Origin of the sequence: Roseomonas chloroacetimidivorans (assembly GCF_049629625.1) — a bacterium.
In the GTDB taxonomy this organism is placed as follows: Bacteria; Pseudomonadota; Alphaproteobacteria; order Acetobacterales; family Acetobacteraceae; genus Roseomonas; species Roseomonas chloroacetimidivorans.
Genome location: NZ_JBNBZS010000012.1, coordinates 1 through 22,936 on the forward strand (window position 1 = coordinate 1; position 22,936 = coordinate 22,936).

At 69.5% G+C, this 22,936-nt stretch carries 20 protein-coding genes, 1 tRNA gene and 1 pseudogene; 10 read left to right on the forward strand and 12 right to left on the reverse strand.

The window, feature by feature from the left end; genetic code table 11:
• From ACO1BU_RS10925 to ACO1BU_RS10945, 5 genes are all read right to left on the reverse strand, one after another.
• Positions 1 to 967 (reverse strand): calcium-binding protein (locus ACO1BU_RS10925; RefSeq protein ID WP_424135974.1); only part of this gene is annotated, 967 nt, incomplete at its 3' end.
• A 241-nt stretch (positions 968 to 1,208) separates the two neighbouring features.
• Positions 1,209 to 1,883, reverse strand: coding sequence for a phosphoribosylanthranilate isomerase (locus ACO1BU_RS10930; RefSeq protein WP_424135975.1), 675 nt, complete (start codon positions 1,881 to 1,883; stop codon positions 1,209 to 1,211).
• A complete protein-coding gene (gene pyrF, locus ACO1BU_RS10935; protein WP_424135976.1) occupies positions 1,880 to 2,590 on the reverse strand; it encodes an orotidine-5'-phosphate decarboxylase in 711 nt (236 codons plus the stop codon). Before pyrF ends, ACO1BU_RS10930 begins: the two co-directional genes overlap by 4 nt.
• A gap of 148 nt (positions 2,591 to 2,738) precedes the next feature.
• Positions 2,739 to 3,110 (reverse strand): response regulator, encoded by a 372-nt coding sequence (locus ACO1BU_RS10940; RefSeq protein WP_424136127.1) that lies wholly within the window; start codon positions 3,108 to 3,110, stop codon positions 2,739 to 2,741.
• A gap of 260 nt (positions 3,111 to 3,370) precedes the next feature.
• Positions 3,371 to 3,446: transfer RNA gene (locus ACO1BU_RS10945), tRNA-Ala, on the reverse strand.
• Between the two features lie 227 nt (positions 3,447 to 3,673).
• Between ACO1BU_RS10945 and ACO1BU_RS10950 the strand changes: the two genes are divergently transcribed.
• From ACO1BU_RS10950 to ACO1BU_RS10960, 3 genes and pseudogenes are all read left to right on the forward strand, one after another.
• On the forward strand, positions 3,674 to 3,976 hold the full coding sequence (locus ACO1BU_RS10950) for a YggT family protein (protein ID WP_424135977.1): 303 nt from the start codon (positions 3,674 to 3,676) through the stop codon (positions 3,974 to 3,976).
• Positions 3,977 to 3,987: 11 nt separating this feature from the next.
• Positions 3,988 to 4,824: pseudogene (gene folD, locus ACO1BU_RS10955) on the forward strand (bifunctional methylenetetrahydrofolate dehydrogenase/methenyltetrahydrofolate cyclohydrolase FolD); the annotation flags it as partial.
• Positions 4,825 to 5,073: 249 nt separating this feature from the next.
• Positions 5,074 to 6,381, forward strand: a complete 1,308-nt coding sequence (locus tag ACO1BU_RS10960) for an NAD(P)/FAD-dependent oxidoreductase (RefSeq protein WP_424135979.1) — start codon at positions 5,074 to 5,076, stop codon at positions 6,379 to 6,381.
• A 54-nt stretch (positions 6,382 to 6,435) separates the two neighbouring features.
• Here ACO1BU_RS10960 and ACO1BU_RS10965 read toward each other — a convergent pair whose 3' ends face one another.
• The 3 genes from ACO1BU_RS10965 to ACO1BU_RS10975 all read right to left on the reverse strand — a co-directional run bounded on the left by ACO1BU_RS10965 (position 6,436) and on the right by ACO1BU_RS10975 (position 8,800).
• Positions 6,436 to 6,594 carry a DUF6726 family protein gene (locus tag ACO1BU_RS10965; RefSeq protein ID WP_424135980.1) on the reverse strand — a complete coding sequence of 53 codons (159 nt, stop codon included), beginning with the start codon at positions 6,592 to 6,594 and terminating at the stop codon, positions 6,436 to 6,438.
• A 143-nt stretch (positions 6,595 to 6,737) separates the two neighbouring features.
• Positions 6,738 to 7,724 carry a Bug family tripartite tricarboxylate transporter substrate binding protein gene (locus ACO1BU_RS10970; protein WP_424135981.1) on the reverse strand — a complete coding sequence of 329 codons (987 nt, stop codon included), beginning with the start codon at positions 7,722 to 7,724 and terminating at the stop codon, positions 6,738 to 6,740.
• Positions 7,721 to 8,800: a TauD/TfdA family dioxygenase gene (locus ACO1BU_RS10975; RefSeq protein ID WP_424135982.1), complete on the reverse strand. Its 1,080-nt coding sequence runs from the start codon at positions 8,798 to 8,800 to the stop codon at positions 7,721 to 7,723. The genes ACO1BU_RS10970 and ACO1BU_RS10975 overlap by 4 nt, the downstream gene beginning before the upstream one ends.
• A 94-nt stretch (positions 8,801 to 8,894) precedes the next feature.
• On the opposite strand from ACO1BU_RS10975, the gene ACO1BU_RS10980 reads away from it, so the two are divergent.
• Entirely contained in the window at positions 8,895 to 9,866 is a 972-nt protein-coding gene (locus ACO1BU_RS10980; protein ID WP_424135983.1) for a LysR family transcriptional regulator, read from the forward strand.
• Positions 9,867 to 9,914: 48 nt separating this feature from the next.
• On the opposite strand, the gene ACO1BU_RS10985 is transcribed toward ACO1BU_RS10980, so the two are convergent.
• Complete coding sequence (locus tag ACO1BU_RS10985; RefSeq protein WP_424135984.1) at positions 9,915 to 13,580, reverse strand: hydantoinase B/oxoprolinase family protein; 3,666 nt, start codon at positions 13,578 to 13,580, stop codon at positions 9,915 to 9,917.
• Between the two features lie 162 nt (positions 13,581 to 13,742).
• Here ACO1BU_RS10985 and ACO1BU_RS10990 point away from each other — a divergent pair, with 162 nt between their 5' ends.
• Positions 13,743 to 13,937, forward strand: a complete 195-nt coding sequence (locus ACO1BU_RS10990) for a hypothetical protein (RefSeq protein WP_424135985.1) — start codon at positions 13,743 to 13,745, stop codon at positions 13,935 to 13,937.
• Positions 13,938 to 14,035: 98 nt separating this feature from the next.
• On the opposite strand, the gene hydA is transcribed toward ACO1BU_RS10990, so the two are convergent.
• Both hydA and ACO1BU_RS11000 read right to left on the reverse strand, forming a co-directional pair.
• Complete coding sequence (gene hydA, locus ACO1BU_RS10995) at positions 14,036 to 15,424, reverse strand: dihydropyrimidinase (protein ID WP_424135986.1); 1,389 nt, start codon at positions 15,422 to 15,424, stop codon at positions 14,036 to 14,038.
• 51 nt (positions 15,425 to 15,475) lie between these two features.
• On the reverse strand, positions 15,476 to 16,159 hold the full coding sequence (locus ACO1BU_RS11000) for an ATP-binding protein (RefSeq protein ID WP_424135987.1): 684 nt from the start codon (positions 16,157 to 16,159) through the stop codon (positions 15,476 to 15,478).
• Between the two features lie 122 nt (positions 16,160 to 16,281).
• Here ACO1BU_RS11000 and ACO1BU_RS11005 point away from each other — a divergent pair, with 122 nt between their 5' ends.
• From ACO1BU_RS11005 to ACO1BU_RS11020, 4 genes are all read left to right on the forward strand, one after another.
• Positions 16,282 to 17,127, forward strand: coding sequence for a DUF6502 family protein (locus tag ACO1BU_RS11005; protein WP_424135988.1), 846 nt, complete (start codon positions 16,282 to 16,284; stop codon positions 17,125 to 17,127).
• Between the two features lie 5 nt (positions 17,128 to 17,132).
• Positions 17,133 to 18,389: a DUF5666 domain-containing protein gene (locus ACO1BU_RS11010; protein ID WP_424135989.1), complete on the forward strand. Its 1,257-nt coding sequence runs from the start codon at positions 17,133 to 17,135 to the stop codon at positions 18,387 to 18,389.
• A 112-nt stretch (positions 18,390 to 18,501) separates the two neighbouring features.
• Positions 18,502 to 18,996 carry a metallophosphoesterase gene (locus tag ACO1BU_RS11015; protein ID WP_424135990.1) on the forward strand — a complete coding sequence of 165 codons (495 nt, stop codon included), beginning with the start codon at positions 18,502 to 18,504 and terminating at the stop codon, positions 18,994 to 18,996.
• A complete protein-coding gene (locus tag ACO1BU_RS11020; protein WP_424135991.1) occupies positions 18,993 to 20,750 on the forward strand; it encodes an ABC transporter transmembrane domain-containing protein in 1,758 nt (585 codons plus the stop codon). Before ACO1BU_RS11015 ends, ACO1BU_RS11020 begins: the two co-directional genes overlap by 4 nt.
• A 189-nt stretch (positions 20,751 to 20,939) precedes the next feature.
• On the opposite strand, the gene ACO1BU_RS11025 is transcribed toward ACO1BU_RS11020, so the two are convergent.
• Positions 20,940 to 21,158 carry a hypothetical protein gene (locus ACO1BU_RS11025; protein ID WP_424135992.1) on the reverse strand — a complete coding sequence of 73 codons (219 nt, stop codon included), beginning with the start codon at positions 21,156 to 21,158 and terminating at the stop codon, positions 20,940 to 20,942.
• 96 nt (positions 21,159 to 21,254) lie between these two features.
• On the opposite strand from ACO1BU_RS11025, the gene ACO1BU_RS11030 reads away from it, so the two are divergent.
• Entirely contained in the window at positions 21,255 to 22,934 is a 1,680-nt protein-coding gene (locus ACO1BU_RS11030) for an ArnT family glycosyltransferase (RefSeq protein ID WP_424135993.1), read from the forward strand.
• Positions 22,935 to 22,936: the final 2 nt, after the last annotated feature.

Here is a 22,936-nt window from a genome sequence, read left to right on the forward strand (position 1 = left end):
GCGTGCCGCCGCCCAGCAGGCGGATCGCGTCATAGCCCGCGCCGCCATCCACCGTGTCGCCCGCGGTCAGGGCACCGTTGTTGAAGACGATGGTGTCGTTGCCCGCGCCGCCCTTGAGGATGTCGTCGCCGCCGCCGCCATTGATCGTGTCGGCCCCGGCCCCGCCCGTGATCGCGTCAGCCCCGGCGCTGCCCGTCACCGTCACCGCCGGGCCATTGGCGCCGACATTGAGGGTGAGGGCGTCGGTGCCCGCGCCCGCCGCGACCTTGACCAGCCCGCCCGTGAAGGCCGCCTTGGCAAAGGCGTCCAGCGTCAGGTTGTAGGCCCCGTCGCCGAGCGAGATCACCTCCATGTTCACGGTGTTCTGGAAGGCCTTGTCGGCCAGGACCTGGCCATCCAGCAGCCGCAGCGTGTCCGTGTCCGCGCCGCCATCCACCTTGTCCGCCGCCGTGTAGCTGCCCGCATGAAAAACAATCGTGTCGTTGCCGGCATAGCCGCGCAGCATGTCATGGCCGCCATCGCCATCCAGGCCGCCCGTGCCGCCCTCGATCACGTCGTTGCCGTCGCCGCCATAGATCCGGTCATCACTGCCAGAACCGGTGGCATAGAGGGTCGGGCCGCCGGTCTTGACGGAAATGTCCACGGAATCGGTCGACTCAGTGGCGTAGATATGGACCACCCCGCCCGAGAAGGCGCTCTTGGCCCGCGCACCGAGGTCGATGACCCAGGGGCCGTTCCCGAGCACGATGTTCTCCAGGTTCGAGAACCCGCTGAAATCGGTCAGCGCAATGGTCCCGCCGATCGCCGAGGCAAGGCTGCCATCCGCACCTACAAAGCGAAGCGTGTCACTGCCGGCGCCGCCATTGAGGCTGGTTGTCGCCCGAAAATCCGCGACGCTGCGGAACAGGATGGAGTCATCCTCATCCGTCGTCTGGATATTGTCGGAGTAGGAAACTTTCCCGGCCATATTCTGAATTCTCCGCCATGTGTGAGTAAGATGTGCGGAAGATTGATTTTAGAGGGGAGGAGCGCCTAGCAACCTAGGGTTGTATAACCCTGCACGTTGCAGTGATGCCAAATTGAAATGATTAGATGGATCCTTCCTGCATCTTGGGGCCGTTTTGATATTCAAAATGACGCCCGCTGCGGACTGGCGCCTGCATGTCGCGGCGGCACGAAGATGCTGCTCTCCCCGTAACTCCGGGCCTTCAGCTTTCTCCGCTAGTTTCCCCCGATCGGCCGCGAACCGCCTGCGCGAAGGCGGCAATCAGCGCCGGATCCTTGCGCCCTCGCGCCCGCTCCACGCCGGATGACACATCCACCCCGCTCGCGCCTGTGGCCTGGAGGGCCGAGGCGACGTTGCCCGGCGTCAAACCGCCGGCCAGAAGCCAGGGCCGGGGCACAATCTGGCCTGCCAGAATGGACCAATCGAAAGCCCGCGCATTGCCGCCGGGGGTCGTCGCGCCAGGGGGACTCTTCGCGTCCAGGAGAAACCGGTCCACCACCGGGGCATAACTGGCCAGCGCCGTAAGGTCCTCCGGCACTGCGATTCCAAGGGCCTTCATCACCGGCCGACCGAAACGAGCACGAATTTCCGCGCTGCGGGCTGGCGATTCGCTGCCGTGAAGCTGAAGGATGTCGAGCGGCAGCGCGGCCAGCACTGCGGCGATCAGCTCATCCGTCGCATCCACGAAAAGGCCGACACGCCGCGGGCCGCCCGCGCCTGAGGCCGGCGCTCGGGCGGACAGCGCGGCGGCTGCCTCGGGCGTCACGTTGCGCGGCGAGGGCGGGAAAAAGACGAAGCCCAGCATATCCGCGCCGGCCGACACGGCGGCATCCAGACCTTCCACATCGTTGAGGCCGCAGAATTTGAGCTCGGTCATGCCGCCAGCTCCATCGCGATCGCTGCCGCTGCCAAGGCGGGATCAGGGGCGGTGGTGATGGGGCGGCCAATGACGAGCCAGTCGGCACCTGAGGCGGCCGCCTCGGCCGGGGTCGCAACCCGGGCCTGATCGCCCCGCGCACTGCCAGCCGGGCGCACGCCCGGCACAACCAAGAGTGGTGCCGCGCCGTGCGCGCCGCGGATCAGCGGAACCTCGGGTGGGGCACAGACCAATCCGTCCGCCCCTGCCTCCAGCGCCAGCCGGGCAAGACGCAATACCTGCTGGGCAGGACCGCCGGCCACTCCCGTTTCGGCCAGGGTCGCGGCATTTGTGCTGGTGAGAACCGTCACCGCCAGGATGGCGGGGCGGTCGGCGCCGCCTTCCTCCTCCGCCGCCTTCCGGGCGGCAGCGATCATGGGTGCGCCGCCGGCGGCGTGAATGGTGAGCATGGCCGGGCGCAGCGCGCAGGCGGAGCGGACCGCCCCGGCTACGGTGTTCGGGATGTCGTGAAACTTCAGGTCGAGAAACAGCGGTCGGTGACGGCCAAGGCGGGCTACTGCGGCCGGGCCATGGGCGACGAAGAATTCGAGGCCGAGCTTCAGCATCCCGACATGGGGGGCAAGCGCCTCTGCCCAGGCCTCGGCCTGCGCGGGGCTGCTGGTGTCCAGCGCCGCGATGATGCCGGCGCGGTTCGGTCGCTGAACCATGGGCAAGCTCCTGATCAGCCGTTCTCGTATCCCTTCCGGGCCGTGTCCGGCCGCCGCCTCTTAGCGGGACAGGCGGTGACACGCGAGACGTCAGGCCAGCTTCCTTCACGGCAGGGGCCAGCGGATTCCCGCCGCTTCCGAAACGCCCCTATTCCGGGTGGCCGGGGAGCGACCGCATGAGCGCCCTGACCGCATCGACCAGCTCAGCCTGGGTGAACGGCTTCGCCAGCGCCCTCTCATAAGCTTCCAGGGCACGCTTCTGCAGGAGCCAGGGGCGGCCGGAGACAAACACGGCCGGCATCCCGGGAACACGGCGCCGCAGCGCCTCCGCCACGCCGAAGCCGTCCATGTCCGGCGATTCCAGGTCGATATCCGTGACCAGCAGCGAACAATTTGGCATGTCTTTGCCGATCCGCAGCGCTTCGTCCGGCGTCCCGGCCTCACGCACGTTCAGCCCCTCATCCTCCAACATGTCGACGACGACCATGCGCACAAAGGACTGGTCCTCGACCACCAACACGTCACACAAGGCGGCTCTCCCGAACCTGACAACCTATGGTTGGCCAACGCGTGATACGTACCCGCGTTCCGCGTCAGGCAACATACCTGTGTGAGCAACGACAAAGAACCTCGCGTTAAAGTCGCGGGACTGGCCACTAAGGGCGGCCCTGTCTGAAGCGGGTAGGAGAGGCCAGCTTACCTCAGATAAGCATCATGAGGCCCACTACCCAGGGAACGGAGCTGATGTCGAGGCTGGAAAATGGAAAGCCCTGGGGCGGATGGTGGAGCTGAGGGGAATCGAACCCCTGGCCTCGTCATTGCGAACGACGCGCTCTCCCAACTGAGCTACAGCCCCTAAACCATCGCCCACGCCGGCTTGGGGACCAGCGCGTGAGGGCGGCTTATTCCCTGCCGGCGCGGCCACGTCAAGCGTCCCGCTGGACGGCCCCCTACGCGGGCCATACACAGCGGGCACCAGGGGCGCAAACGGGCGCCGCGCGTGATGCGCGCGGCAAGCTCCGGCTCCATAAGCGAGACATGCACCGCGCGCCATGGGCGCAACGCGGGTCCGGGGGTGGTGGGATGACGGCTCTGTTCTGGCTCATTGATCAGGTGATCGGCCTTTATGTCTGGATCCTGATCATCGCAGCGGTCTTCAGCCTGCTGACCGCGTTCAACGTGCTGGACACCCGCAACCGCCTGGTCTGGTCGATCGGCGATTTCCTCTGGCGGGTGACCGAGCCGGCCTTGCGGCCGATCCGGCGGATCCTGCCGGATCTTGGCGGCGTGGACCTCTCGCCCCTGGTGCTGATCCTGCTGCTTCAGGCGCTGCGGATCTTCCTCAACATCACGGTCTTTCCCGCTCTCTGGCGGCTGACGGTCTGAAAGGCGCGGACATGACGGCGCAGCTCCTTGACGGAAAGGCCATTGGTGCGCGGCTGCGCGCCGGGCTTGCGGCGCGCGTGGCGGGGCTTGGCTTCCGCCCCGGCCTACGCGTGGTGCGGGTTGGTGATGACCCGGCCAGCGTCGTCTATGTCCGCTCCAAGGACCGCGCGGCGAAGGAGGCGGGCTATGACAGCGAGACCATCCTCCTGCCCGAGACGGTGCCCGAGGCCGAGTTGCTCGCGACGGTCCGCCGCCTGAATGCCGATCCGGCGGTGGACGGCATCCTCGTGCAGCTTCCTCTGCCCAAGCATATCGACCCGCAAAAGGTGCTGGAGGCGGTGGACCCCGCCAAGGACGTGGACGGCTTCCACCCCGTGAATGCGGGCCGGCTGGCGGCGGGCTTGCCTGGCCTGGTGCCCTGCACGCCCAAGGGCGTCATGCACCTGCTGGCCGAGGCCGGAGTGGCGCTGCCGGGCAAGCGGGCCGTGGTATTGGGGCGCAGCGCGATCGTGGGCCGCCCCATGGCCGCGCTGCTCGTGGCCGCGGATGCCACGGTGACCGTGCTCCACTCCCGCTCCCGCGACATCGCCGAGGAGTGCCGCCGGGCGGAGGTGCTGGTTGCCGCCGTGGGCCGGGCCGGCATGGTGAAGGGCGACTGGATCGCGCCGGGTGCCGTGGTGGTGGATGTCGGCATCAACCGGGGGCTGGACGGCAAGCTGACCGGCGATGTTGAGTTTGAAACCGCGCGGGAACGGGCGGGCTGGATTACCCCCGTGCCGGGCGGCGTCGGCCCCATGACCATCGCCTGCCTGCTGGAGAACACGCTGGAAGCCGCCCTGGCCCGCCGCGGCGCCATGGAGCTGGAGCCCAATGGCGGCGTGGCCGAGCTGCATGCCACGCCGGAGCAGTCTTACGGGCACGGGCCGGGCCTGGCCTGAAGTAAGGGCCGGAGGAGCAGGTATTCTCCTCCGGCTTTAGGTCGAATACTCGCATTCAATCTCTTCTTCTTGGGGCGCGCCAGTTACGGTGCCGCCGGGGCTTTCAGCTTCAACCTTCCTGCTTGACGGCCCGCCGGGCCGCGCTGAAACCTTCGCCCCATGGAACAGACTGCGACCCCGGATGTCCTCATCGTCGGCGGCGGGCCCGCCGGCTCTACGGCGGCAGCATTGCTGGCCAAGGCCGGCCGGGACGTCGTGATGATCGAGAAGGACGCCCATCCCCGCTTCCATATCGGCGAGAGCCTGCTTCCCAGGAACCTCGACATCATCGAGCGCCTGGGCCTGCTCGAGACAGTGCAGGCCATGGGCGTGCACAAGCCGGGTGCCGAGTTCGTCTCCGACCGCACCGGCCGTTCCTGCGCCTTCCCCTTCGCCCGGGCGCTGAACAAGGCGCGCACCCATTCCTGGCAGGTCCGCCGCTCCGATTTCGACGCCGCCCTTTTCAAGAACGCCGAGCGCCTGGGCGCCACGACGCTGGAAGACACTCGGGTGACCGAAATCACCTTCGGCGCCAAGGGAGAGCGCGCGACGGTGACGGCCCGCACCAAGGAGGGTGTGGAGCTGATCTTCCGCCCCCGCTTCGTGCTGGATGCCTCTGGCCGCGACACCTTCCTGGCCGGCAAGTTCCGGCTGAAGGAGTCCAACAAGTACAACAACACCGCCGCCATGTACGCCCACTTCACGGGCGTGGAGCGGCGGGAAGGCGAGTTGGACGGCTACATCTCCGTCCATCTGGCCGATGACGGCTGGTTCTGGCTGATCCCCCTGCCCGGCAATGTGATGAGCGTCGGCTTCGTCGGCAACCAGGCCGCCTGGAAGGGGCGCAAGGGAAGCGCCAAGGACATCTTCCTGGACCGCATCGCCTCCAGCCCCACTGTCTCCGCCCGGATGCGCAACGCGCAGATGACCTCGGAAATCTACAGCACCGCCAACTATTCCTACCGTGCCAAATCGGGCTGCGGCGAAGGCTACCTGATGATCGGCGATGCCTATGGCTTCGTGGATCCGATGTTCTCCACGGGCGTGCTGATGGCCATGACGGCGGGCGAGCTGGGCGCCAAGGCTGCCGATACCTGGCTGGATGATCCCGCGGCCGGGGCCGCCGCCTGCCGCGCGACGAATGCAGAGCTGGCGCAGGCGATGGACGCTATCGGCTGGCTCATCTACCGCATCAATGACCCGGTCATGCGCAGTCTGTTCATGGCGCCGAAGAACACGCTCTGGATGCGCGATGGCATCATCAACATGCTGGCCGGCAACCTCGCCCGCGGCCGCATCAGCGATCCGCGCGTCACGCTGTCGATGCTGTCCTTCAAGACGATCTACCACATCATGTCGTGGCTGCACCGCCGCGGCTGGGGGCCGGCTATGCCCGAGGCGGCGCCAGCCATGACACCCGCCGAATAGGGCAGTGCCGCCCGAAGCAGCCCCGCACCCCCGTCTGGTGCCCCAGAGCCGGTGTCAGTCGATGACGTCGCCAACGGCATGGATCGGCGCACCCACCGGCTCGCCCACGATGGGCACGGCCCGCACAACGTCTCCGGTAACGCGGAAGGGCAGAGCAACGACGCCGCAGCCGCTCAGGCCGAGTAGCGCGGTGAGACACAGGATTAGTCGCATACTGTCCTCCTTCGGTTCCGCTCCGATGGAGAACGCCGCAGTCCGGGGACGTTAAACCTGTGTTCCCGTCATGGCTGACCCGAGCATTCCGGGCGGAGGGCGGATCCAGCTTACCAAGCCGGTCCGCCCTTCCGTCATCTGTCCTATTGCGGGCCCGTATTCGAGGCGAGCAGGACGGAGCGCCACTTCCGGATCTCCCGCCCAATCATATCCCTGAACTCACCCGGCGTGCTGGTGATGTTGGGCGAGCCCATCTCCGCGATGCGCTGCGCCGTCTCCGGATCGCGCAGGGCCTCCACCGCCGCGGCATGGATACGGTCCACCACCTCGGCCGGGATGCCGGCTGGGGCCAGCAGCCCGTACCAGCCCGTGGCCTCGAAACCGGGAACGCCCGCCTCCACGAAGGTGGGTACCTCCGGCAACATGGCCGCGCGCTCCCGGCTCGTCACCGCGATGGCGCGGAGCTTGCCGGCGCGAATATGCGGCAGGACCAGCACCAGATTCTCGATGGCCCAGGGCATTTCATTGGCGATGATGGACATCACCACCGGCGCGCTGCCCGTGTAGTGCACGGCGGAAGGCGTCACACCGATACGCTGGCAGAAGGCCTGCCCCGCCAGGAGTTGCGGGGAACCCACACCGGGCGTCGGAAACAGGGCCTCCTTCCCGTCCCGCCGCATCGTCGCGATGAGGTCCTGCAGCGTGCGGTGCGGTGAGGAGGCTGGCACCACCATCACCAGGGGCGTGGCGGCGAGGATGGTAATCGGCGTCAGGTCCGTCAGCGGATCATAGCCGAGATTTTTCTCCGTCGTCGGACTGACGGCAAGCGGCCCGCTGCTGCCCACGAGAAGCATGTAGGGATCGCCCTTGGCGCGCGCGACGAGCGCCGTGCCGATATTGCCGCCGGCACCCGGGCGGTTCTCTACCACCAGGGGCTGCTCCAGGCTGCGCTGCATGCGGTCACTCAGCAGCCTGGCCAGGTTGTCCACGATGCCGCCCGGCTGGAACGGCGCGATGATGCGGAACGGCCGCGACGGCCAGGCCTGCGAGAGGCCTGGCCTGGGTGCCGCGACTAGTCCCGCCGCCGCCGCAAACGCCGTGCGGCGGCTGATGCGGGCGGCGCCGGTCATTGTGGTTCGAGCACGAATTGGAGCGTGGTGCTCTCGGTCACGATTCCGCCGCGGTTGCCGGGTTCCAGCGAGCCGTAGCGCTGGGCGAAGCTCGGCGGCAGAGGCCGCGCCCCGGGCGGCGAGAGCCAGAGCCGCAGGAGATGACGCCGCCGCTCCGGCTCGGGCCAATCCTCGAAATCGGTCCGGCTGTGCAGAATCTGGTGGTTGTGCAGGAACTGCATGTCCCCTGGCCGGAACTCGATGGTCAGGTTCAGCTCGGGATCGTTCGTCAGGGCGTCGAGATAGTCGAGCGCCTCGCGCTCCTTCTCCGTCAGGCGGCGCGCCTGCGGGCAATTGACCTGCGCCGAGCGGATGTATTGGCCCGAATAGATCGTTGTGAGCTGGCCCTCATACCAGTTGAAGACCGGCACCTCGAACCAGGGCAGCATGCCCGGCGGAATTTCGCCGCGGCGGTCGGTCGGAAAGGCGTTGAAGAGCTGGCGCCACAGATCCGGGCGGCGGCGCAGCATCTCGTCATGCAGCGTCACGGAGCTGACGATCCGGCTCTCGCCACCCGACTTCGACACCTTCAGGCAGAGAAGGCCGACGATGTCGCAGCTGTCCGTATGAAACTCCAGCGCGCGGTCTGTCTGGTAGTAGCGGGTGGTCGGCTTCTTGATGTCGAGCCCGAGATTCCGCACATGCCCGAGCAGATGCCCCTTCGCGTTCTGCGAGCGGAAGGAGCCAAGATGGCTGCCGATGCCGAGATAGGCGACGGCGCTCTCCTCGGTCGTGTAGCGGTCCACGGGGAAGCCGCGGAACTGCACGAAGCCCCGGCCTTCCAGCACATCCTTCAGGACCTGCTTCAGGCGGCCCGCCAGCTTGGGCAAATGGAAGTTGGCGGCCGTGATCTCGCCCATTGACCGGCCCGAGGCCGTATGGGCGCGCACCGCATCATCCAGCTCGGCCAGCTCGGCGTCGGTGAACTGATACAGCCAGTCCTTCTTTTGCATCATCTCCGGACCGCGCCAGGCGGCGGGTCCCCCGATCGGTCCCGGCGGCAAGGCGGGCGCATCAAGGGCCAGTGCTTCCGACATCATTTCCTCCCTTTTGGAACGTGTTGAGGAAAGTCTGTCGTGTCGTTTATTCCGCGTCTATATCATAGATCTGATGGATTAATGAGGTATTTCTATGAGACGCCGGGTCACCCTGCGCCAGATCGAAGCCTTCGTGACCGTCGCGCGGGAAGGCAGCTTCACCAGCGCCGCGCGCTCCCTCGGCATGTCGCAATCGGCCCTGACGCTGAATGTGCAGGCGCTGGAGGAGGAAACCGGCCTCGCGCTGTTCGACCGCACGACGCGGCGCGTTATCCCCACGGCGCAGGCCCTGGAATTCCTGCCAACGGCCGAGCGCCTGCTTGAGGATCTCGACCGCGGGCTGGACGACATCACCGCCGCCGCCGCGCGCCGGCGTGGCAGTGTCGTCATCGCGGCGGCGGGCTCCTTCATTATCCATGTCCTCGCCCCCGCGCTGGTTGAGCTCGGACGCATATATCCGGGCATCGAGGTGCGCCTGATCGATGAGGGGGTGGAGAACGTGACCAGCCGGCTGCTCGCCGGCGAGATCGACTTCGGCATCACCACCCTCGCGCAGCCCGCGCGCGATCTCGATGCGGAGGTGCTGCTGCGCGATGTTTTTGGCGTCGTCTGCCGGAAGGATTCCCCGCTCGGCGCAAGCACCGCGCCGCTGCGCTGGAGTGCGGTGGCGAACGAGACCTATGTCGCGATGAGCGCGCATAACGGCCTGCGCCGCCAGCTCGACCAAAACCGGACCATCGCGCGCAACCTGCCGCGGGCGCGCTACGAGGTTTCGAGCGCGGCCTGCATGCAAAGTCTCGTGGAAAATGGAGCGGGCGTGACGATCCTGCCCGCCCTGACGGCGGAGCCGATCACAAGCCGCTCCAACCTCGTCTTCCGGCCGCTGACGCCGGTGTTGCGCCGGGAATTGTCGGTTCTGAAGCGCTCGGGCCGTTCGCTCACCCCCGCGGCGCGGGAGGTGGCCCGCCACATGCTCGATGCGCTGGGCCGGCTGCGGGTGAAGGGACTGGAGGTGTCGTCCTCGCCGGGCATGCTGGCCTTGCTGTCGCTGGATGGCCGTTCCTGAAAGGCGGCCGGCCGCGCAGGCCGGACCGCCTCCATCAGAACGCCGCGCCTACTTGCCGCGCTCTGCCACTGGCCCGAAGCCGCCGCCCGTCGGAGTGATCACCGTCACCGCCTCACCCGCGCGCAGCGCCGACTTGGCGCAGCCCGGCAGGACCTCCTCCGTCCCGTCCAGCCGGCGCACGAGGTTGCGGCCCAACTCGCCCGGCTCGCCGCCGAACAAGCCGGGCGGCGGCACCTCCCGATGGCCGGAGAGGATGGCGACCTCCATATCCTCCAGGAAGCGGATGGTGCGGCGCGTGCCATCGCCCGCACGCCACTTGCCCATGCCGCCCGAACCCTCGCGGATCGAGAATTCCTCCAGCACCACGGGGAAGCGCGTCTCCAGGATCTCCGGGTCGGTCAGGCGCGAATTCGTCATATGTGTCTGCACCCCCGGCGTCCCGTCGAAACCTTCCCCAGCTGGCGCGCCGGAGCAGATGGTCTCGTAATACTGGTAGGTGTCGTTCCCGAAGGTCAGGTTGTTCATGGTGCTCTGCGCCGGCGCCAGCGCGCCCATGCCGGCCAGCAGCGCGCTGGTCACGGCCTGGGAGACCTCCACATTGCCCGCCACCACGGCCGCCGGCCATTGCGGGGAGAGCATGGAGCCTTCCGGCACAACGATCCTGATAGGGCGCAGGCAGCCCGCATTCATCGGGATGTCGGAATCCACCAGCAAGCGGAAGCAGTAGAGCACTGCCGCGCGCGTAACGGGCTTCGGCGCGTTGAAGTTGTCGGGCTGCTGCGGCGAGGTTCCCGTGAAATCCACCGTGGCCTCGCGCGCCTTGCGGTCCACGCTGACCCGCACGCGCACGCGCCGGCCTGAATCCATGGCGTAGTCGAAGGAGGCTTCCTCCGGCAGCCGGTCCAGCACGCGGCGCACGCTTTCCGCCGCATTGTCCTGCACATGCTTCATATAGGCGTGCACGACATCCACGCCGAAGCTTTCCACGGCCCGCAGAAGCTCCGCCGCGCCACGCGCATTCGCGGCCACCTGCGCCTTCAGGTCGGCGATGTTCTGCGGCGGGTTGCGCGCGGGGTATTTGGCACCGGTCAGCAGTTCCAGCGCCGCATCCTCGCGGAAGCGCCCCTGCTCCACGAGCAGGAGGTTGTCGATATAGACGCCTTCCTGCTCGATCGTCGTCGCATCCGGGGACATCGATCCGGGTGCGGTTCCGCCGACATCCGCATGATGCCCGCGCGAAGCCACCCAGAACATCACCTTCCCGTCCTTGCCGAAAACCGGCGTGCAGACGGTGATGTCCGGCAGATGCGTGCCGCCATTATAGGGCGCGTTCAGCGCCCAGACATCGCCGGGCCGCGGGTTCGGGTTGGCGCGGATGATGCTCTCCACACTGCCATCCATGGAACCCAGATGAACCGGAATATGCGGCGCGTTGGAAACCAGCCCGCCTTCCGCGTCAAAGACCGCGCAGGAGAAGTCGAGCCGCTCCTTGATGTTGACCGAGCTGGCCGTGTTCTGGAGCGCCACGCCCATCTGCTCGGCGATGGAGCGGAAAAGGTTGTTGAAGATCTCCAGCATCACCGGATCGGCCTCGGTGCCCAGCGCCTGGCCGCGCTGCAGAACCTCCACGCGATCCAGCACCAGGTGATCCGCAGGGGTCAGCGTCACGGACCAACCGGGCTCGACCACCACGGTCTGGTTCGGCTCGATGATCAGCGCGGGCCCGGCGATGGACTGGCCGGTGCGCAGCACCTCGCGCCGATACACCGCCGCGTCATGCCAGGCGCCGCCCGAGAAGAAGCGCGTCTGCCGCAGGGGCTCCGGCGCCGCGCCGTCCGTCGCACCCGCCACCGGTGCCATCGCAGACGCGCCGCCACCGGCCGCCTCGGCCAGCGCGGCCTCGATCACCACGTCCCGCGTCGGATCAGTGAAGCCGAAGCGCGCCAGATGCGCCTTCTCGAAATCCTCGCGCAGCGCGTCGGTCCGCAGCGTGCCGGCAGCGGCCACCACATCCGCCTGCCCCGCCAGTTCCAGGGCTGGCACCTCCAGCGGCGTGTCCGTTCCGGCATAGCGCAGCAGCAACGCAATCCGGGTGGAAAGCGCATCGGCGGCCACGCCCTGGGTCAGCACCTCGCCCCGCGCCTCCGAGGCCAGAAGCTCCAGTGCGGGCCCGACCTCCCGTAGCGCCGCGTCCTGCAATGGACGGTCCAGCGTGCGCTGCCGCACCGCCCGGATATCCGCCAGCCCCATGCCATAGGCCGAGAGCAAGCCCGAAAAGGGATGGATCAGCACCCGCGTCATTGCCAGCGCATCCGCCACCAGGCAGGCATGCTGGCCGGAGGCGCCACCGAAGGCGTTCAGCACATATTTGGTGATGTCATAGCCGCGCTGGACGGAGATCGTCTTGATCGCCTCCGCCATGCCCGCCACGGCGATGCGCAACGCGCCATCGGCCACGGATTCCGGCGTCCGGTCGCCGCCCAGCTCCGCCGCCAGCGCGGCAAAGGCCGAGCGCACGGCCTCCACATCCAGCGGCTGGTCCTGGTTCGGGCCGAAGATGGCCGGGAACAGGTCGGGGACCAGCTTGCCCGTCATCACGTTGCAGTCGGTCACGGTCAGCGGCCCACCGCGGCGATAGCAGGCCGGCCCGGGATCGGCGCCCGCGCTTTCCGGCCCCACGCGCAGCCGTCCATCCTGGTACCGCACGATGCTGCCGCCACCGGCCGCCACCGTATGCACCAGCATCATCGGCGCGCGCATCCGCACGCCCGCCACCTCGGTTTCCAGTGCACGTTCGAACTGCCCGGCATAATGCGCGACATCGGTGGAGGTGCCGCCCATGTCGAAGCCGATCACCCGCTCGAACCCGGCCTCGGCGCCCGTACGCGCCAGCGCCACCACGCCGCCCGCGGGGCCGGACAGGATCGCGTCCCGCCCCTGGAACAGCGAGGCCGCGGTCAGGCCGCCCGCCGAGGTCATGAACATCACCCGCGCACCCGTGCGCGTGACGTCCAGCTCCTCCTCCACCTGCGCCACGTAGCGGCGCAGCACCGGGGAGAGATACGCATCGACCACGGTAGTGTCGCCGCGGCCCACCAGCTTGATCAGCGGCCCCACCTCATGGCTGGCCGAGACCTGCGCGAAGCCCATCTCCCGCGCCATGGCGGCGGCCGCGGCCTCATGCGCCGGGAACTTCCAGGAATGCAGGAAGACGATGGCAAGGGAACGGAACCCATCTGCCTTCAGCGCTTCGAGCACGCGGCGCAGCTCGCCCTCGTCCAGCGCCGCCTCGACGGTGCCATCGGCGCGCACGCGCTCCGCAATCTCCTCCACCCGCGCATAGAGCAGTTCCGGCTTCACCACCCGGCGCGCGAAGATGTCGCGCCGCGCCTGGTGGCCGATCGCCAGCGCGTCACGGAAGCCGCGAGTGGTAATCAGCGCCGTGCGCTCGCCCTTGCGTTCCAGCAGCGCATTGGTGGCCACCGTCGTGCCCATCCGCACCTCACCCACGGCCCCCGCAGGGATCGGCGCTCCGGCCGCCAGCCCCAGATGCAGGCGGATGCCCTGCACCGCGGCATCGCGATAGGCCCCCGGGTTTTCGGACAACACCTTGCGCGCGTGCAGCCGGCCCTGAGGGTCGCGCCCGATCACATCGGTGAAGGTGCCGCCCCGGTCCACCCAGAAGTCCCAGGAGCGTTGGGTGGAAGCGGACATGCGGAACTCCTTGCTGCGGCGCAGCGATGCTTAACCCGGAGGTGGCCGGGGGGCGAGGGGGCCCGGGCCCCGGGGCAGGCAAACCCCGGGCCGGCCGCGGCGTTGATCGGCTTACCCGGGACGGTCATGCCTTAAGGCCGCCGGGATGAAGGCCAGTACTCCATGAAAATCTACCCCGTGATCCTTCGCATGGCGCTCATGGGCGCCCTGTTTAGCTCCCTCGCCGCCTGCGCCCAGGACGGAGGCGGATCCGCATACGCCTCTCGCTCCTCCTTGCCGGGGGTCCTGAGTTCCGGCGGCACCGGAATGACCAATCCCGGTTTCATCTTCGACAGCAACCGCGGCGCGCCGCTCTGACGCTGGCCGACTAAAGAAGGGGTGCGCCTGCCCCGCCAGCGCATCAGTGAGACAGGCAAAAAAGAGGGGCCCGGGGGAGTTCGCTTCCCCGCCCTTTCTCAGTTCGCCGCCGGCCCCCGCCGCAGCCACTGCCCGCTGCCGGGCTGGGCCAGCACCGTCCCGTTCCACATCACCACCTCGCCCCGCCGAATCGTGCTGGTGGGCCAGCCCGTGACCTGCATTCCCTCATAGGGGGTGTAGTCGATGGCGTGCTGCATCAGGCCGTTGGTGATGGTTACCTGGCGCGCGGGATCCCAGAGCACGAGATCGGCGTCACTTCCCAGCGCGATCGCGCCCTTGCGGGGGTAGATGCCGGCGATCCGCGCCGGGTTCTCCGAGACCAGCCGCACGAAGGTCGGCAGGTCGATCCGGCCCTTGGAAACGCCCTCGGAGAAAATCACTGGCAGGCGCGCGGCCAGGCCGGGAATGCCATTGGGGATCGCGTCGAAGCTCGCATCCCGCCCGTTCTTTGCCTTTCCGCGGGTTCCCTCATAGGAGAAGCCGCAATGGTCTGACGTCACCACATCCAGCACGCCACGGCGGATCATCTCCCACACGCCCTCATGGTCGGCGGCGGTGCGGGGGGCGGGGCTGCACATGAACTTCGCACCCTCGAAGCCCGGGCGGTCCATGTCGTCGGCGGTCAGCGTCACATATTGCGGGCAGGTCTCGGCCTTGACCGGCAGGCCGCGTGCCTGGGCGCGCGCAATTTCCTCCGCCACCTCGGCACAGGAGACATGGAAGATCTGGATGGGCTGCCCCACCAACTCGGCCAGGGCGATGGCGCGGTAGGTCGCCTCCCGCTCCACCACCGGGGGCCGGGACACCGCATGGTATTTCGGCGCCGTATAGCCTGCGGCAAGCAGCGTGCGGGTGGAAAGATTGATGGCGTCGTAGTTCTCGCAATGCACATGCACCATCAGCCCATGCCGGCGCGCGGCCTGCAGCACCGCCAGGAAGCCGGCATCGTCCAGATGCAGGGCGTCATAGGTCAGGAAGGCCTTGAGGCTACCGACACCTTCCGCCACCAGCGCGGGGATCTCGGCCATGGCGGCCTCGGAAGGCTCAGCCACAATCTGGTGCAGGCCGTAATCCATCATCGCGCGCGCGGCGCGCTCCCGGGCTGCCCGGTGCTGCTCCATCAGCAGCCCGCCCTTGAACTGCGGCACATGCGCGATGACCGTCGTGGTTCCCCCGGCGAAGCAGGAGCGGGATGCGCTCTCCCAGCTCTCTTCCTGCACACCGCCTTCGGGCAGGGCCTCCTCGATATGGCAGTGGGAATCCACGCCGCCGGGCAGCACCAGCAGCCCATCCGCCGGAATCACCTGCGCCGCGCTGTCGATCCGGTCCTCGATCGCCACGATCCGGCCGTCGCGGACGCCAATGTCGCAGCGGACCACCGCGCCACCCAGAACCGCCGTACCGCCGCGGATGGCCAGATCAAACATGCGCAAACCCCCTGATGGACAAGCGCAGGTTAGGGGCAGCGGGCTGGCTCGTCAGCCCGCCACCAGGGGGCCGCGACCATGCGGCAACTCCATCGCGGCCCGGGTGCCCACCTGAATGCGCTGGAGCGTCGTCGTGCCACCATGCAGGGCAGCGAGCGACCGCAGGAGGTCCAGCCCCTCACCCCCGTCCCGCGCCCCGGCATAGCCCCAGCCGTCATCCTCCACCGTCAGCCGCGTCGCCCCGGCGTTGCTCGCCAGGCGGACCCGGACATGGCCGAGCAGCCGGGCACGCAGCCCGTGCTTCACGGCATTCCCGACCATCTCATGCGCGGCCCGCAGCACCGTCATCCTCAGCGCCGCCGGGCACTCGCCTTCCACTGTTACTTCCAGCCGCAGGACCTGATCGGGATCACTCATCAGCTCCACCGTCGCCTCGCAGACGGAGTTGAGCCGGTCCTCCATCCCCAGCGGCGCATGGGTTATGCCGAACAGCGCGTCGGAGAGGGAGACGCTCAGCATCACCCGCCGCTCCAGCTCCTGCATCACGCGATGGCCCTGCCGCGTCTCCTCCAGCCCACGCACCTTCGCCACTTCGCAGAGCACGCGCTGCAGCGCGTTCTTCGTGTGGTGCCGCAGCAGGCCGATCGAGATTACCTCCTCCTCCCGCCGCCCGGCATGGGGCAGGGGCGACCAGGGCTCGGCTGGGGCTAGAGGGCGGGCAGCGAGAAAGGTCATGGCGGATCGATCCTGGTGGTGCCCCGAAGGGCATGACCAGACGCTATGTGGGAAAATTTCCCACGTCAAGCTTGCGTGGGATTTCTTCCCACCTGTTCACCGTGCTATCCACGCGTCACCTGATGTCGGCCTCGACCCTTCCCTCCCCCCCACCAGCGGATGCGCTCCTCCGCCCGCTGCGCCGCCTCCTGCGCCCCCTGGTGCGGCTGCTGATCCGCGCCGGCCTGACTTTTCCGGTCATCGCCGACTTGCTGCGCGGCCTGTATGTGGAGGTAGCCGCAGGCATGGCCGAGGACGCCCGCGCCCGCACCGATAGCCGCCTCAGCCTCCTCACCGGCATTCACCGCAAGGAGTTGCGGCGGCTGCGCGAGACGCCGCCCGAGCCCGACCAGGTGCCGCAGGTCGTTACTCTCGGCAGCCAGATTGCCGCCCGCTGGCTCGGCCTCTCCGCCTATGCCGGCCCTGACGGCCTGCCCTTGCCGCTGCCTCGCTCCGCCCCGGAGGGCGCCCCGTCCTTCGACGCGCTGGTCGCCTCCGTCACCACCGATGTCCGCCCCCGGACGGTGCTCGACAACTGGCTGGAGCAAGGCCTCGTCACCATCGGCCCGGACGACCTGATCCGGCTCAGCACCTCAGCCTACCTGCCCAACCAGCATATCGAGGGGCAGCTCTTCTATTTCTCGCGCAACCTGCAGGACCACATCGCGGCGGCCGCCGCGAATGTCTCCGCCGCCGGTACGCCCCCATTCTTTGACCGCAGCCTGCATTATGACCGCCTTCGCCCCGAGGCTGCCGCGCGCCTCGAGGCCGCCAGCCGCGAGGGCGCGCACCGGCTGCTGCTGGAGATGAACCGCCTGGCCCTCGCCCTGCTGGAGGAAGGCGAGGCCGAGCCCGGCACCCCCACCCGCCGCGTCAATCTCGGAATCTATCTCTATTCCGAGGACGAGCCGGCGAAACCGGCGCCCTGACCGCCATGCGCCTCGTTCCTCCGGCTGCCCTCGCCGCGGCCCTGCTGGCCGCCTGCGCCACCCAAGCTCCGCCCGCTCCCGCCCCGGCCCCCATGGCTGAAACGACGGCGCCCTTCTGCCGCGTCGGCCCTGATGGCGGCCCACCCACCACCCTGGCCGAAGGCGAGCGTGGCATCGGCGGCACCGGGATCCGCGCCGAGACCGTGGCGGATTCCGAAGGCGAACGCGGCATCGGCGGCACCGGAATCCATCGGATGGGCATCGTCGGTGTCGTCACCGGCTTCGCCAGCATCTGCGTCAACGGCCTGCACGTGGCCTATGACCCCGCCCAGCCAGTGGCCTTCGCGGATGGCCTCGCCAGCCCGGCGGCCCTGCGCGTCGGCCAGGTGGTAGTGCTGGACGCCGATGAATCCGAACACGCCCTTCGCGCCCGCCGCATCGCCATCCGCCACGAGCTTGCCGGCCCCGTGGAGGCGGTCGAGCCCGGCGCGATCCAGGTCGCCGGCCAGCGTATCACCACCGCCGGCGCACTGCCGCCGGGCCAGCCTTGGCGCGTGGGCGATCAGGTCCTGGTAAGTGGTCTGCGCGCGCCCGATGGCAGTCTCACCGCCACCCGCATCGACCCGCGCCCCGCCCCCGGGGCCACCCTCGTCTTCGGCAGCCTCTCCACCCTGGCGGGCCCCCCGCGGATCGGCACCCTCCTCCTGCGCCCTGCCCCCGGTCTCCTCCTGCCCCCGGACGGCCCGGTGCTCGCGCGCGGCCGGATCGAGAACGGCGTGCTGGTCGCGGACAGCGTGGAGCCCGACCGCCTGATGCGCGATCCGCCCGCCTTCTTCGGCACGGCCCGTGTGTTGATCGAGGCGCAGGTCGGCATCATCGGCGGCCGCCTCATGCTCGGCCCCGGCCTCTCCCTCCCGGCTGGCCCGGGCATCGGCCCCGTCACGCCGGGCCGGCGCGTCCTGGAACTACGCGGCGGCCCCGGCATGCCGCTCTCCGCCACCGGCCTTCGCGCTGGGGTGGGCGCGGCGCCGGGCATCACGGGCACTGGTCCGGGCGAGCGCGCCCCGATGCCCGACCGCAGCTTCGAAACCCGCCGCGGCCTGGACCGCGACACCACCGGCCGCTGGAGCGGCCCGCAATCCCGCGGCGACGCCGCCCGGCGCGGCGAGCCGGGACCACGCGGCCGGGATGGTTCGCCCGAGGGCCGGCTGCTGGAAGCAGGCCCGCCGGATGGGCCGGCGGGGTCGGGCAGGGGGCGCTGATCCCCGGTATTTGACCTGCCGGGGCGCATGGCCATATCCGCGGCTTCCTGGGCTGACCACATCCGGCTGCGCCCAGGCGCGCCCGGAACCCGGCAGAGGTGAGTGCACGGATTTGGCCTGCTGGTTCACCGCTGACACGCATTTCGCCCATGGCGCCCTTCGGGCCCTGATGCGCCGCCCCTTCCCCTCCACCGCCGCGATGGACGCCGCCCTGGTCGAGGCCTGGAACGAGGCCGTCGCCCCCGATGACGAGGTCTGGCATCTCGGTGACTTCGCTATCGGCCACCGCGATCCGGCCGGGCTGCTGGAAGGGCTGCACGGCACCAAGCATCTGGTCTGGGGCAACAACGACCCGCCCGCGATCCGCGCGCTTTCAGGCTGGGCCAGCCTGCAGCCCTTCATCGAGCTGGAGCGGGAGGGCCGTTTCCTCACCCTATGCCACTACCCGCTCCGCAGCTGGAACGGCCAGGGAAAGGGCGCCTGGAACCTGCATGGCCATTCCCATGGCCGGCTGAAGCCGCTGCCCCGGCAATACGATGTCGGCGTGGACGCGCGCGGCTATCGCCCTGTCCGCCTGGCAGACCTACGACCGGAAGCCACGGTATGAACCGCCTCCCTGCGCTGCGGATCATCCTGCCCCTGCTGCGCCCCCATGCCGGGCGCACGGCCCTGGCGATGATTGCCATGGGCACGGCCGCCGGCCTGCTGCTGCTGCTCGGCCAGGGTCTGCGGCGGATCGTCGATGACGGCTTCGCCGGCCGCAGCGGCGCCGCCAGCCTCGACCACCACGCCCTGCTGCTCGCCGGCCTGATCGTGCTCCTCGCCATCAGCACCGCCAGCCGCTTCTACCTGGTGTCCTGGCTGGGGGAGACGATCGGCGCGGCGCTCCGACGCAAGGTCTTCGCCCACGCCCTGCGCCTGCCCCCCAGCCATTACGAGCAGCACCGCACCGGCGACGTCCTCACCCTGCTGACCGCCGACACGGAGATCCTGCGGGGCCTGGTCAGCGCGGCCGTATCGCAATGGCTGCGCGCCCTGCTCACCACCCTCGGCGCGCTCGCCATGCTCTTCGTCACCAGCGCGAAGCTCGCCCTGCTCGTCATCGCCGTCACGCCGCTGATCGTCATCCCGCTCGTCGTCTTCGGCCGGCGGGAACGCCGCCTCAGCCGCATCGCGCAGGAGCGCGTGGCCGATCTCGGCGCCCAGGCGGAGGAAACGCTGAACGCCATGGCCACCGTCCAGGCCCATGTTCATGAAGCCGCCGACCTCGACCGCTTCGCTGCCCGGGCGGGGGAAAGCGTGGCCGCCTCCCTCGCCCGCGTGCGGGTCCGCGCCCTGCTGATGCTCAGCATCATCCTGCTCGGCTTCGGGGCCATCACCCTCAGCCTCTGGATCGGCGGGCGCGAGGTGCTGGCGGGCCACCTGACCGGCGGCCAGCTCTCCGCCTTCGTGTTCTACGCCGTCCTCGTCGCCACCTCCGTCACCTCGCTCTCCGAACTCTGGAGCGACGTGCAGCGCGCCGCCGGCGCCGCCGAGCGCGTGGGAGAGTTCCTGGCCACCACCCCCGCCATCCGCGCGCCCGAATACCCGCTACCGCTGCCCACCCCCGCCAAGGGCCGCGCCATCGGCCGCCTCGCCTTCGAGAATGTCCGCCTCCGCTATCCCAGCCGCCCGGAGCAGCTCGCGGTCGATGGCGTTTCCCTTGCCGTGGAGCCGGGCGAGACGGTGGCCCTGGTCGGTCCCTCCGGCGCCGGCAAGAGCACCCTCTTCCAGCTCGCCCTCCGCTTCCGGGATCCGGATTCCGGCCGCGTCACGCTGGACGGCATCGACCTCCGCGCCGCCGACCCCGCCGCCCTCCGCGCCCGTATTGGCCTGGTGCCGCAGGATCCCGTGATCTTCGGCGCCGATGTGCGGGAGAACATCCGCTATGGCCGCCCCGACGCCACCGAGGCCGAAATCCGCGCCGCCGCCCGGGCGGCCGATGCCGACCACTTCATCGAGGCCCTTCCCCAGGGCTACGACACCTTTCTTGGCGAGAAGGGCGTGCGCCTCTCCGGCGGCCAGCGCCAGCGCATCGCCATCGCCCGTGCCGTGTTGCGCGACCCGCCTCTCCTGCTGCTCGACGAAGCCACCAGCGCCCTGGATGCGGAAAGCGAAGCCGCGGTCCAGGCCGCCCTCGCCCGCCTCGCCCGCGGTCGCGCGGTGCTCGTCATCGCCCATCGTCTGGCGACGGTGCGGCGCGCGGACCGGATCGTGGTGATGGATGCCGGGCGGGTGGTGGCGGAGGGCACGCATGACGCGCTGGTGACGGAAGGTGGGCTTTATGCCCGGCTGGCGCGGCTGCAATTCGCGGCGGCCTAGGATGAGGCGATGGCCTGGGAAAGCGGCGCTTCCCCCGTACCCCCTTCGCCGGGGCCCCGCGACCGGTTTTCAGGGCGCAGCCGATCGAGGGCAGCACCACAAGCCTTTCGCCGGCGGAAGGCGATACTGGCGGTTGCCGAGGGTCGTGGACCCTCGGCGGAGCTCCAGACCAACCAGGCTCCCCGCGCCCTACATCACGGTCGGCGGCATTCCCCCCGGCCCCGGCCCGATCGGCGGGATATCAGGCCCGATCGGGTCATTATCAGGCCCGACCGGGTCCGAGCCCGGAATTTCCGGCGTTGGCGGGGAAGGTGGCGTCACGGGATCAGGCACCGGGTTCTCCGGGCCAGGGGCCGGGCCGGGCGCGGGGGAGGGATCGGGGGGCACGATTTCGGGCGTGTCAGACATGTTGGGTTCTCCTCGGTCTGGCATGTGAACGCCGCAGGGCCAGGGATGTTGGGGCGGGGCTCGACTCGATTGGCAGGCGCCGGTAAGGCGCCAGCCATGGTCATTGCCCCTTCGTCACCCGGTGCGCTGGACCGCCTTCGGGAGACGCGGCGGCCCCGCCTTTGGCTCTCCCTGCTCTGCCTGCTGATGTGGGCCCCCGGCCTCTTCTCGCTGCCTGCGGGGGACCGGGACGAGGCGCGCTTCGCCCAGGCCAGCCGCCAGATGGTGGAGAGCGGCGACTATGTCCGCATCCGCAACGGCACGGTGGAGCGGAACAAGAAGCCGGTCGGCATTCACTGGGCCCAGGCCGGCATCGTCCATGCCATGGAAGCCGTCGGGCTACCGGCGCGAGGCTGGATCGGAAGCTACCGGCTGGCTGCCGCGCTGGGCGCCTGGCTGGCGGTCCTGGCCACCTATTCCTTCGGGCGGGCGCTGGTGGGGCGGCGCGCGGCCTTCCTGGCCTCGGCCCTGCTCGCGGCCTCGCTGCTGCTGGTGGTCGAGACGCATATCGCCAAGACCGACGCGGCGCTGCTGGCCACCATCGCGACGGCCATGGGGCTGATGGGGCGGGCCTATCTCGCCCCCTCCACCTTCACGGCGCGAGCCGCGCTGGGCTTCTGGCTGGCGCTGGGGGTTGGGGTGCTGCTCAAGGGGCCGATCGCGCCGATGGTGCCGCTCTTCGCCGGGTTGACCCTCTATGTGGCCGATCGCGGCTGGCGCGTTGGCGCCCCCTGGGTGCGGGCGCTGCGGCTAGGCTGGGGTATCCCGCTCATGATCGGCTGCGCCCTGCCCTGGCTGGTCGCGATCGGCATCGCCACCGAGGGCCGCTTCTTCAGCCAGGCCCTGGGCGACGACATGCTGAACAAGGTCGGCTCCGGCGAGGAAGCCCATTGGGGCCCGCCCGGCTATTACCTGCTCAGCTTCGGCATCGCGGCCTTTCCCGGCGCCTTCCTGGTGCTGCGTGGCCTGGCCGGGGCCTGGGCCGCGCGGCTGCGGCCCGGCACCCGCTTTCTCCTGGCCTGGGCCGCGCCGACCTGGCTGCTTTTCGAGGCCGTGGCGACGAAGCTGCCGCACTACGTCCTGCCGGCTTATCCGGCGCTGTTCCTGCTCGGGGCCGCCTGGGCCTGCGATCCGCTCCGCCAGTCGGCGCCGCGCTGGTTGGCCTGGATCGGCTGGGCGGCCCTGTACGGCACAGGCATCGGGCTGGCCATCGGCGCCGTGGTCCTGCCAGTGCTAGCCGATGGGCGCGTCTCCATCCCGGGTCTGCTGGCCGTGCCGGTGATCGGCCTCCTGCTCTGGGCCACGACGCGCGCGGCGCGGGCCGGCGAATGGGCGCGCGCCGGCCTCTCCGCGGCCGTGCTGGCTGTCCCGCTCTACTGGGTCGTGCTGGGCGGGGTGCTGCCCCACCTGACCGCCCCCTGGGTTTCCACGCGGGTCGGCACGCTGGTGGCGGCGGAGGGCGTCCCGGCGAGCCGCTTCGGCATCACCGGCTTCCACGAGCCCTCCCTCGTCTTCGCGGTCGGGACGGAAACCCGGCTGCTGACCACCGGGGCGGATGCGGCCCGCTTCCTGGCCGGCGGGGCCGGCCGCCTTGTGGCCGTGGAAGGACGCGAGCTGCCGCGCTTCGAGGCCGAGGCCGCGGCGATCGGCCTGCATCCCCACGCGGTCGGTCGCGTCGAGGGCTTCAACTACGTGCGTGGGCGCCACGTCGCCATCGTGCTGTTCCGGGTGCCCTGACC

Excerpts from the sequence above, each read along its gene's own strand:
- ACO1BU_RS10930 (WP_424135975.1), bottom strand. The coding sequence starts at position 1,883 with ATGACCGAGCTCAAATTCTGCGGCCTCAACGATGTGGAAGGTCTGGAT.
- pyrF (WP_424135976.1), bottom strand. The coding sequence starts at position 2,590 with ATGGTTCAGCGACCGAACCGCGCCGGCATCATCGCGGCGCTGGACACC.
- ACO1BU_RS10950 (WP_424135977.1), top strand. The coding sequence starts at position 3,674 with ATGACGGCTCTGTTCTGGCTCATTGATCAGGTGATCGGCCTTTATGTC.
- ACO1BU_RS10960 (WP_424135979.1), top strand. The coding sequence starts at position 5,074 with ATGGAACAGACTGCGACCCCGGATGTCCTCATCGTCGGCGGCGGGCCC.
- ACO1BU_RS10965 (WP_424135980.1), bottom strand. The coding sequence starts at position 6,594 with ATGCGACTAATCCTGTGTCTCACCGCGCTACTCGGCCTGAGCGGCTGC.
- ACO1BU_RS10970 (WP_424135981.1), bottom strand. The coding sequence starts at position 7,724 with ATGACCGGCGCCGCCCGCATCAGCCGCCGCACGGCGTTTGCGGCGGCG.
- ACO1BU_RS10975 (WP_424135982.1), bottom strand. The coding sequence starts at position 8,800 with ATGTCGGAAGCACTGGCCCTTGATGCGCCCGCCTTGCCGCCGGGACCG.
- ACO1BU_RS10980 (WP_424135983.1), top strand. The coding sequence starts at position 8,895 with ATGAGACGCCGGGTCACCCTGCGCCAGATCGAAGCCTTCGTGACCGTC.
- ACO1BU_RS10985 (WP_424135984.1), bottom strand. The coding sequence starts at position 13,580 with ATGTCCGCTTCCACCCAACGCTCCTGGGACTTCTGGGTGGACCGGGGC.
- ACO1BU_RS10990 (WP_424135985.1), top strand. The coding sequence starts at position 13,743 with ATGAAAATCTACCCCGTGATCCTTCGCATGGCGCTCATGGGCGCCCTG.
- hydA (WP_424135986.1), bottom strand. The coding sequence starts at position 15,424 with ATGTTTGATCTGGCCATCCGCGGCGGTACGGCGGTTCTGGGTGGCGCG.
- ACO1BU_RS11000 (WP_424135987.1), bottom strand. The coding sequence starts at position 16,159 with ATGACCTTTCTCGCTGCCCGCCCTCTAGCCCCAGCCGAGCCCTGGTCG.
- ACO1BU_RS11005 (WP_424135988.1), top strand. The coding sequence starts at position 16,282 with ATGTCGGCCTCGACCCTTCCCTCCCCCCCACCAGCGGATGCGCTCCTC.
- ACO1BU_RS11010 (WP_424135989.1), top strand. The coding sequence starts at position 17,133 with ATGCGCCTCGTTCCTCCGGCTGCCCTCGCCGCGGCCCTGCTGGCCGCC.
- ACO1BU_RS11020 (WP_424135991.1), top strand. The coding sequence starts at position 18,993 with ATGAACCGCCTCCCTGCGCTGCGGATCATCCTGCCCCTGCTGCGCCCC.
- ACO1BU_RS11025 (WP_424135992.1), bottom strand. The coding sequence starts at position 21,158 with ATGTCTGACACGCCCGAAATCGTGCCCCCCGATCCCTCCCCCGCGCCC.
- ACO1BU_RS11030 (WP_424135993.1), top strand. The coding sequence starts at position 21,255 with ATGGTCATTGCCCCTTCGTCACCCGGTGCGCTGGACCGCCTTCGGGAG.